The sequence below is a fragment of the Klebsiella sp. MS 92-3 genome (assembly GCF_000195655.1).
GTDB classification, from domain to species: domain Bacteria; phylum Pseudomonadota; class Gammaproteobacteria; order Enterobacterales; family Enterobacteriaceae; genus Klebsiella; species Klebsiella pneumoniae.
Window position 1 is genome coordinate 21,477 of the sequence record NZ_GL882836.1, and the last position, 9,475, is coordinate 30,951.

The 9,475-nt window shown below is 56.8% G+C and carries 9 protein-coding genes and 1 pseudogene; 2 read left to right on the plus strand and 8 right to left on the minus strand.

Annotated features, from left to right (window positions below):
• Positions 1-90: 90 nt before the first annotated feature.
• Both HMPREF9538_RS32990 and HMPREF9538_RS07845 read right to left on the minus strand, forming a co-directional pair.
• Positions 91-180 (minus strand): annotated as a pseudogene (locus tag HMPREF9538_RS32990) (hypothetical protein); the annotation flags it as partial.
• Between the two features lie 139 nt (positions 181-319).
• Positions 320-934, minus strand: a complete 615-nt coding sequence (locus tag HMPREF9538_RS07845) for a flavin reductase family protein (RefSeq protein ID WP_009485759.1) — start codon at positions 932-934, stop codon at positions 320-322.
• Between the two features lie 96 nt (positions 935-1,030).
• Between HMPREF9538_RS07845 and rlmF the strand changes: the two genes are divergently transcribed.
• The gene (rlmF, locus tag HMPREF9538_RS07840; protein WP_002895831.1) at positions 1,031-1,945 is read left to right on the plus strand and encodes a 23S rRNA (adenine(1618)-N(6))-methyltransferase RlmF; all 915 of its coding nucleotides are present in this window, start codon (positions 1,031-1,033) and stop codon (positions 1,943-1,945) included.
• 2 nt (positions 1,946-1,947) lie between these two features.
• Here the strand turns inward: rlmF and ybiO are convergent, their stop codons facing one another.
• From ybiO to rhtA, 6 genes are all read right to left on the minus strand, one after another.
• The gene (gene ybiO / locus HMPREF9538_RS07835) at positions 1,948-4,143 is read right to left on the minus strand and encodes a mechanosensitive channel protein (protein ID WP_004142041.1); all 2,196 of its coding nucleotides are present in this window, start codon (positions 4,141-4,143) and stop codon (positions 1,948-1,950) included.
• A gap of 111 nt (positions 4,144-4,254) precedes the next feature.
• Positions 4,255-4,977 (minus strand): glutamine ABC transporter ATP-binding protein GlnQ, encoded by a 723-nt coding sequence (gene glnQ / locus HMPREF9538_RS07830; protein ID WP_004142040.1) that lies wholly within the window; start codon positions 4,975-4,977, stop codon positions 4,255-4,257.
• Positions 4,974-5,633: a glutamine ABC transporter permease GlnP gene (gene glnP / locus HMPREF9538_RS07825; RefSeq protein WP_002895837.1), complete on the minus strand. Its 660-nt coding sequence runs from the start codon at positions 5,631-5,633 to the stop codon at positions 4,974-4,976. The genes glnQ and glnP overlap by 4 nt, the downstream gene beginning before the upstream one ends.
• Positions 5,634-5,758: 125 nt before the next feature.
• Positions 5,759-6,505, minus strand: coding sequence for a glutamine ABC transporter substrate-binding protein GlnH (gene glnH / locus HMPREF9538_RS07820; RefSeq protein WP_009485760.1), 747 nt, complete (start codon positions 6,503-6,505; stop codon positions 5,759-5,761).
• Positions 6,506-6,913: 408 nt separating this feature from the next.
• A complete protein-coding gene (dps, locus tag HMPREF9538_RS07815) occupies positions 6,914-7,417 on the minus strand; it encodes a DNA starvation/stationary phase protection protein Dps (RefSeq protein WP_002895841.1) in 504 nt (167 codons plus the stop codon).
• A gap of 237 nt (positions 7,418-7,654) precedes the next feature.
• Positions 7,655-8,542, minus strand: a complete 888-nt coding sequence (gene rhtA, locus HMPREF9538_RS07810) for a threonine/homoserine exporter RhtA (protein ID WP_002895842.1) — start codon at positions 8,540-8,542, stop codon at positions 7,655-7,657.
• A 351-nt stretch (positions 8,543-8,893) separates the two neighbouring features.
• Here rhtA and ompX point away from each other — a divergent pair, with 351 nt between their 5' ends.
• Positions 8,894-9,406 (plus strand): outer membrane protein OmpX, encoded by a 513-nt coding sequence (gene ompX, locus HMPREF9538_RS07800; protein ID WP_002895845.1) that lies wholly within the window; start codon positions 8,894-8,896, stop codon positions 9,404-9,406.
• Positions 9,407-9,475 lie beyond the last annotated feature (69 nt).

Here is a 9,475-nt window from a genome sequence, read left to right on the forward strand (position 1 = left end):
TGGAAACCAATCACGTTAAGCTGCCGGCGGGGGGGGGGGGGGGCGGGCGCGGAGGGGGGAGACGGTGCCGACAGGGCGGAGCGGCCCGGCATAGGGCAGTACGGGTGGCGGTGGCAGGGGAGAGGCCGCGGTGGCATGAGCGGTGAGCGCCGCGGCGAACAGCAGCGAGACGAATTTCATCAGCATATCCTCATAAACCGCATGGGACATAGCTTAAGTGTAGGTCTTTCCAGACCGCGCGACAGGGAATGTTTAATGCAAAACAGTGCGTTTTGCATGCTACCGGCGCAGGGGAGCGCTACTCTGGCCGGTAGATTATTTAGCGGGCGTCAGGGCGGATCATGTCAAAGCGCAGGCTGTCATCAATACCGTAATAGGCGCTCGGGCCACCGGCGCGCAGGATCGGCTGGGCCCGGGCGGGTTGATAGATACCGTTGTCCAGCAGTGATTCATCGATATGCACGGCGACCACTTCACCGAGCACCAGCCACGTATCGACAGGGTTGCCGTCGGCGGTGGTGAGTTGAATACACTGCGACAGACGGCACTCAAAGTTCACCGGACTCTCCGCGACCCGGGGAGCGCTGACCAGGCGGCTGGCGGCGGCGGTGAGGCCGGCGCGCACGAATTCGTCCTCATGGTGCGGAATCGAGGCTGACGTTTCATTCATCGCCATGGCCAGCGGTCGCGTCGCCAGGTTCCAGACGAACTCCTTTGTTTCGACGATATTTCGCACGCTGTCTTTCCAGCCGCTACTGGCGAAACCAATGATTGGCGGCCGATAGTTAAAGCAGTTAAAAAAGCTGTATGGCGCCAGATTACGCTGGCCCTCGGCGTCCTGGGAGGCGATCCAGCCTATCGGGCGAGGCCCGATTATCGCGTTCAGCGGGTCATGCGGCAGGCCGTGGCCCTGCGAAGGTTGATAAAAGTACATGCTGCACCTGTCACGGATAATGGAGATATCCAGACTCCCTTATTTACCGCGCCGCCGTCAACGGGTATCTTACGCGGCTGTTCAAAGGAGATTGTCATGAAAGCCCAGAAACCGGGGTTACACCCGCGTAACCGCCACCATCAACGCTACGACCTGCCCGCGCTCTGCCAGGCCCATCCTGACCTGCAGGGCTACATTACGCTCAATCCGCTGGGTGAGCAGACCATTGATTTTGCCAATCCGCAGGCGGTGAAGGCGTTGAATAAAGCGCTGCTGGCGCATTTCTACGCGGTCAAACACTGGGACATTCCTGACGGCTTTCTCTGTCCGCCGGTGCCTGGGCGGGCCGACTATATTCATCATCTGGCGGATCTGCTGGCCGGGGATAGCGGCGAGGTGCCGAAGGATGCCACGATCCTTGATATTGGCACCGGCGCCAACCTCATCTATCCCCTGATCGGCGCTCACGAGTATGGCTGGCGCTTTACCGGCAGTGAAATCAACCCGCAGGCGTTCGCCAGCGCGCAGGCGATTATCAATGGCAACCCGGGCTTGACCCGGCAGATCCGCCTGCGCCGGCAAAAAGAGAGCCAGGCTATCTTTCACGGCGTGATCCATAAAAACGAGACCTACGACGCCACGCTGTGTAATCCGCCGTTCCATGACTCCGCAGAGAGCGCCCGGGCGGGGGGCGAGCGCAAGCGCCGCAACCTCGGACTCGGCGCCGAAAGCGGCCTCAATTTTGGCGGTCAGCAGCAGGAGCTGTGGTGCGAAGGGGGCGAAGTAGCCTTTATCTCGCAGATGATCCGCGAAAGCCAGGCCTTCGCCCGCCAGGTGAAATGGTTTACCTCGCTGGTGTCGCGCGGCGATAATCTGCCGCCGCTCTACCGCCTGCTGACCGAGGTCGGCGCAGTGAAAGTGGTGAAAAAGGAGATGGCCCAGGGGCAAAAGCAAAGTCGCTTTATCGCCTGGAGCTTTATGGACGACGCCAAACGCCGTCGTCCATTCTAACGCTACTCGGCGGCCGGGCTGTCGGCGCCCGGCATCGGCAGCTGCTGCCAGGTCTGTACCGGCGCGCGAACCCCGGCGCGGTCGAAGTGCTTTTTCACCTGGGTGTCGAGGGCAAAACGCACCGTCCACTGCTTCAGCGGCAGGGTGGTGAAGCTGACGCGTAGCGTAAAGGCGGTATTGCTCAGCCCCACCAGCCCGGCGAACGACGGTTCGCCAATGATCAAACCGCGGATCTCCTCCTGGGCCAGCAGATCGTCCACCGCCGCCTTCAGCGCCTGGCTGGCTTTATCCAGATCCTCATGGCGGTCAACGTCATAGTTAGCCACAACCGAGCCAATGCCGCGCACGAAGTTGGCAAAGGTGGTGATCGAGGACCAGGGAATAATGTGATAGGCGCCGGTATCCTGACGTACCCCCACGGAGCGAATCGACATTCGTTCCACGGTGCCGGTCAAAGGACCGATGGTGACCAGGTCGCCGGTGTTCATCCCGTTCTCAAACTGGATAAATATGCCAGTGATAATGTCTTTGACCAGGGTTTGCGCACCAAACGAAATGGCCAGCCCTAACGCCCCTGCGCCCGCCAGCAGCGGCGCAATGTTTACCCCAATTTCCGAGAGCAGGATCATCACCGTGATGGTGCTGATCACCACCGCCAGCGCGTTGCGAAACAGCGTCAGCAGCGTCCGGGCCCGCGCGCTGGGCAGCGGACGGCCATGAATATCCGATGCCAGCCGGTTTTCAATCAGGCTGGCCAGAACCGTCCAGCCAATGGCGGAGAAGAAGAGGATCAGGGCGATGCGGATCAGCACATCCACCGTTTTTTGCCCGGCATCGTTGTGCAGCCATTCCCGGAAGTCAAACAGGCCCCAGGCGCTCAACAGCAGCATGATGGCGACACAGACGGTGAGAATGCGCGCCGCCTTCAGCGAGGCGGAGATCCAGCCATTTAGACGCTTTTGCAGTTCAGGGTAGTTGCGCTGAGTGGCGGGCGACAGGGTGATGGTTTTGGCTATCCAGCGCGACAGGATGCCAGATACCAGCGCCGCGCCGCCGATAATCGCCAGGCTTTGCAGGGTGGCGCCCATCATGAATTTCAGGCTGTTGCCCGGGTCGAACAGGGAAAAGAAAAAAAGCACCACAAAGTAGGCGCAGGCCAGCCAGTGCCAGACCAGCGCGAAGGCGCGGATAAACAGGCTAAAGAAAGCGAGTGAGTGGTCGGCCAGGTGGATCAACCCTTGAGTAATCACCGCTTTGTTATGAAAAATCAGGTACAGCGCCCACAGCGTAATGCACAGCATGATGACGACGTTAGCCAGCGCGCCAACCTGAACATTCACCTGATTGGAAATAATCGGCACCGCGACGATCAGACCGTAACCAATCAGGCTGCTGAGCGCGCTCAGGCGCAGGCTCCAGTATGACGCGGCCTCGTCGCTGAGGTTAAAGGGCCGCAGGGCAGGAATGCGCGGGCAGAAAATGAGCCGCAGAATAGCTTTAAAAAACTCGATCAGCGCGAAGGCGTTGAGGAAAAGGCTCTGCTGGAAGGCGATGGTAGGGTTATTCCCATTCAGGCGATCGCTTAGCAGCTGACCGACAAACAGGGTTAGCGCCAGCAGCAGCAGGTCGATGATAAACGCCCCGGCGATGGTCAGGGGCAGCTGGAGCCAGTTACCGCGATCGCGGTTTTTATGCCGTCCCCATTCGCCCATTTTGCGATACAGCGGCAGCGCCGCGAGGCGTACCAGCCACCAGAAGGCAAACACCAGCCCGGCCAGCAGTAAAAAATGCCAGGCCGCGCTGGTAAAGGTTTGCGGATTAAAGGGCTTATGCGGTGAGCCGGTGATATTGCGCCACAGCTGGGAAAAGCGTGATGAGAGCTGTTCGCCATATTCCCGGCTTATCTGGGTGACGTTCTCCAGTACCGTGGTCTCTTCTTTCACCGCCGGTGGCGTCAGCGTCGGGGTGCTGTCGGGCGGCGGCGTGGCGGCTGCTTTACGCAGCTGGTCAATGAGCTCCTGACGGGCGGAGTCGTTGGCTAGCACATCGGCCAGTGCGGCATAAGCCGCTCTTTTCTGTTCCACATCGGGTTCGCTGGCGCTGTTTTTATCAGTGTTAGCCGTCGGCACGCCGGGGAGGGTGGCGGCGGAAAGCGGGGCAGTAAACAGTGCAGCGAGCAAAAGCAGGATCCACGGCATGGGCACCTCCGTTGCAACGTAAACGGGTAAGTATAGAAGCCGCTGGCGGAAGGGGAGGGAAGAGGATTCTGGAAAAGCGGCTCTCATCGTGGGAGAGAGAGCCGTTGCGGGTCAGGCGACGTGTTGCAGGAATTCACGCAGGCGCGGGCTGGGCGGGTTCTTCACCAGCTCCTGGGGATTGCCGTCTTCAGCAATTCGTCCTTTGTCGATGAAGATTAGTCGCGAGGCCACTTTTTCGGCAAAGCCGATTTCGTGGGTCACAATCACCATCGTCATGCCCTCTTCCGCCAGGTCCTGCATCACCTTGAGCACTTCATGGCGCAGCTCCGGGTCGAGCGCGGAGGTCGGTTCATCAAACAGCATCATCTTCGGCTTCACCGCCAGCGCGCGGGCGATGGCCACACGCTGTTGCTGGCCGCCGGAGAGTTCGGACGGATAGTGATGCGCGCGCTCAGCCAGACCGACTTTCGCCAGCAGCTCTTTCGCCTGCTTCTCTGCCGCCTGCTTGCTGGCGCCGCGTACCCGCAGCGGGCCAAACATCACGTTTTCCAGCGCCGTGAGGTGCGGGAACAGATAAAACTGCTGGAAAACCATCCCGGCTTCCTGACGAATCAGACGTTCGTCCACCTTCGGGTCGTTGACCTTCAGACCATCGACAATCAGATCGCCGCTGGTGATCTCTTCCAGCTTATTGATGCAGCGCAGCATCGTTGATTTACCGGAACCGGAAGGGCCGATAATGACCACCACTTCACCCTGATTAATTTTCAGAGAGATATCGTGTAGCACCTGGGTCGGACCAAAGTGCTTGGAGACGTTTTTAAATTCAATCACAGGATTTTCATCCTTCTTTCAAGACGACGCAGAATAAAGCTCAGGACCAGGGTGATAATCAGGTAGATCACGGCTACGGCGCTCCAGATTTCCAGCGCGCGGAAGTTGCCCGCGATGATCTCCTGTCCCTGACGGGTCAGTTCGGCGACGCCGATGACGATGAACAGCGAGGTATCCTTGATGCTGATGATCCACTGGTTGCCCAGCGGCGGCAGCATGCGGCGCAGCGCCAGCGGCAGGATCACGTGGCGAATGGTTTCGCGACGCGACAGGCCAAGCGCCAGGCCCGCTTCGCGGAAGCCTTTATGTATGGAGAGCACCGCGCCGCGGGTGATTTCCGCGATATAGGCGCCCGAGTTTATCATGATGGTCACTACCGCCGCGGAGAAGGGGTCGATGCGCAGATCGCTAAAGGCCATCGGCAGCGCAAAGTAGATGAACATAACCTGCACCACAATCGGGGTGCCGCGAATGATTTCAATAAAGACCAGCGCGATGTGGTTGGCGATCCAGCCGCCGAAGCAGCGGGCGAAACCGGCCACCAGACCAATTATCAGACCGCCGGCCAGGCCGAGGACGGAAATCCACAGCGTCATTTTGGCGCCTTCCAGCAAAATCGGAATGGCAGGCCAGATGGCACTCCAGTCAAACTGCATAATACGTTCCTGTTACCGTGTCGAGAGCAGAGGAAAGCCTCCGCCAAAATACCGTCTCCCGCTGGGCCTGTGCCGGAAGACCGTTGTGGTGTCGCCGGACCTCGGTCCGGCGAAGTACGTTTTTATTATTTGGGTTCAGTGCCGAACCATTTTTTATAAATTTCGTTATAGGTACCATTGTCGCGCAGCGTTTTCAGCGCACCGTTCACTTTCTCACGCAGCTCGTCGCTGCCTTTCGGGAAGGCGATACCGTAGTTTTGCGCTTCCAGTGATTCGCCTACCGCTTTGAACTTACCGTTGCCCGCGGTTTTGATGAAGTACAGAATATTCGGCGTATCGTGCAGCACGGCATCCGCGCGACCGGTTCCCAGCTCCATATAGGCGTTATCGATGTTCGGGAACTGACGCAGATCTTTGGTTTTGATATTGGCTTTCGCGTAGTCAACGGAGCCGGTGCCGCTCTTCACCGCGACCACTTTACCGTTCAGATCTTTGACATCTTTGATGTCGTTATTATTGGCGTTGACCATCACCAGCAGGCCGCTTTTGTAGTAGCCGTCGGAGAAGTCGATCGCTTTTTTACGCTCGTCGGTAATGGTGATCCCCGCCAGCGCCAGATCGATATTTTTGGTTTGCAGCGCTGGGATAATGCCGCTGAAGTCCATTGGCTTCAGGGTGTAGTCGAGCTTCAGCTCTTTGGCGATAGCCGCCCACAGGTCAACGTCAAAACCCACATACTTATCGCCTTGCTTAAATTCGAACGGGACGAACGCCGTATCGGTGGCGACAACCAGGGTCTTATTGGCGGCATAGGAAGAAACCGCAAAAGCCAGGGTCAGTGCAGCCAGTGAAACTTTAAATACAGACTTCATAGCATTTCCTTTTATATCCACGGGACGATCCCCTGCGAGAACGACTAGCCTAATGAAAAAATCGTGCCACTTTTACAAGCTGTTGTTTTTCAACAAACGAAGCGTAAGTCGTTGCACAAGAACGATCATTTCAGGCAGTGACCGCACCATGATGGGGCGTCATTTTGGTGCGTCATAAGGGTGCTGAATTACCAGCCCATTTTTAGCGCAAACCCTGATGGGAAAACAATCTCGACGTAACGATTGTGTGAGGTGATTATTACAATCTTTTTACTTTTGCGCGCATTTTCATCAATCTGGTGCCCTGAAACGGTGCAAGGCCAGTGGAGGATGAAAAGCAAAGGATGGAATATAGGGCAGGGAGAAACGCTGAGGCGCCGCCGACCGCGCTGGGCCGGCGGCAAAGCCTTACTCGATGTTGGCTTCAATGAACCACAGGAATTTATCCAGATCGCGGGAAGCCGCGGTGAAGATATCTGCAGTGTCTTCGTCTTTTGCTTCGTCGATCGCCTTACGCACATCGTTCGCCACTACCGCGTAGCGATCAGCCAGGGCTTTCAGGTGATCCTGAACGTGATGGATGTCCAGCGGGTAGCTCTGCAGCGGGGTTTTGCTGTTAATGACCTGAGTGGTACCCAGGGCGACGCCGCCCAGCTGCACCGCGCGCTCGGCCATGGTGTCCAGATGTTCGGTCAGCGCGGTACGGAAGCCATCCAGCATTTCGTGCACGGCGATAAAGTTCGCACCGCGCATATTCCAGTGTGCCTGCTTGGTGATAAGTGACAGGTCAATGAACTGGATCACCTGGCGATTCAACAGCTCAATGGTCGCTTTCTTTTCGCTGTCAGCGACATCGTTGCGGGTATAGACCAGATTAGACGCTTTTGATTTAACCAGTTTTGCGGTACTCATCGTTTCATATCCTCTTGATATTGATGCTCATCACACTTCAGATCTGAATGATGTGGAGCGTTGTCCCAAATGACTTCGGAAATAAGTATAGCAAGGGTTTTCAAGAGTGAGGCATCGGCAGGCTATATCACTTCGATAGCGCAAAGTGGTTGGTTATTTTAAAAATATTTAAATATCAGGTATTTATATTTGGCTGAACGGCCCGGATTTCTCTCGGGCCGGCGCCGTAACAGAATGTTAATTGATATCGACCTGCTCGACTTTACTCTGCCGTTGCATAGTCAGCGTGGCGCCCATCGAGGCGATAATGATCGCGCCGAGCGCCAGGGTCTGGGAGAGCTTCAGCGTTTCACCGAGGAAGATCATACCGGAGAGGGCAGCTAACGCTGGCTCAAGGCTCATCAGCGTGCCGAAGGTGCGCGTCGGCAAGCGCGTCAGGGCCATCATCTCGAGGGAGTAGGGCAGCGCGGTGGAGAGAATCGCGATCCCCAAACCCAGCGGCAGCAGCGACCACTGCCACAGCGTATCGGTGGCCTGCGCCATGCCTAACGGCACAAACACCAGCGAGGCGATGAGCGACCCCATCGCTACCGTGGCTGGACCATGCTCTTCACCGGCACGCTGTCCGGTCAGAATATAGACCGCCCAGCACGCCCCGGCGCCGAGGGCGAACAGCGCGCCGGTTAAATCGACCTGCGCCACGTTCTGCCCCAGCGGCAGAAGATACCATAGTCCGAGGATCGCCAGCGCCACCCAGACAAAATCCAGCGGGCGGCGCGAACCAAACAGCGCCACCGCCAGCGGGCCGGTAAACTCCAGGGCCACCGCCACGCCGAGCGGAATGCGCTGCAGGGATAAATAAAAGAGATAGTTCATCGCCCCGAGCGCCAGGCCGTACAGTAGCAGCGGCACGCGCTGCGCCGGGGAGAAACGTAGCCGCCATGGCTTGAACACCACCACCAGAATCAGCGTTCCCAGCGCCAGACGCAGGGCGGTGACGCCCGGGGCGCCGACCACCGGGAACAGCGATTTAGCAAGCGATGCGCCGCTTTGAATCGAGGTCATGGCGACTAAAATCACCAGTATCGGCAACCATGCCGCCGCTTTTCTGGATGGACCGGGCATCCTTTCTCCTGTCAGGTTTTGTCAAAAGGGGTAAAAGTTCCAGTGTACTGGAATTACCTGCCGGCGGTTGAGCTAATGTTGAAAAAAACAGGGGCAAAAACAGTACAATGGCGAAAACTGCTGAGAAATTCACCAGGCGGTTAGGATTAATCTGGATGCTTGCGAATTTCTTAATGAGCGTTAAGATGTAAGTTAACGCCAAAAATTGTTGTTTTCCATATTGTTACAGAAATATGGAAACTTTTGGTTACATGAAAAAGTATGTTAGACAATGTAAACTCCAAAGAGTTTCCCAAAAGTTTTTGATATATTTAAGGCTTAGGACTTATTAGAAACACATTTGAGGTGGTTATGAATAAAATTGCACGTCTTTCAGCACTGGCCGTTGTTCTGGCTGCATCCGTAGGTACCACTGCATTTGCTGCAACTTCTACCGTAACCGGCGGTTACGCGCAGAGCGACATGCAGGGTAAAGCGAACAAAGCTGGCGGTTTCAACCTGAAATACCGTTACGAGCAAGATAACAACCCGCTGGGCGTTATCGGTTCCTTCACCTACACCGAGAAGGATAACAACAGCAACGGTACTTACAACAAAGGTCAGTACTACGGCATCACCGCTGGTCCGGCTTACCGTCTGAACGACTGGGCAAGCATCTACGGCGTAGTGGGTGTTGGTTACGGTAAATTCCAGAACAACAACTACCCTCATAAATCCGATATGAGCGACTACGGTTTCTCCTACGGTGCTGGTCTGCAGTTCAACCCGATCGAAAACGTTGCTCTGGACTTCTCCTACGAGCAGTCTCGTATTCGTAACGTTGACGTCGGCACCTGGATTGCTGGCGTGGGTTACCGCTTCTAATCACTCCGGTGATATGAAAAATCCGCCTCTCGGGGCGGATTTTTTTTTGCCTGCTGACGGCCGGCCCGG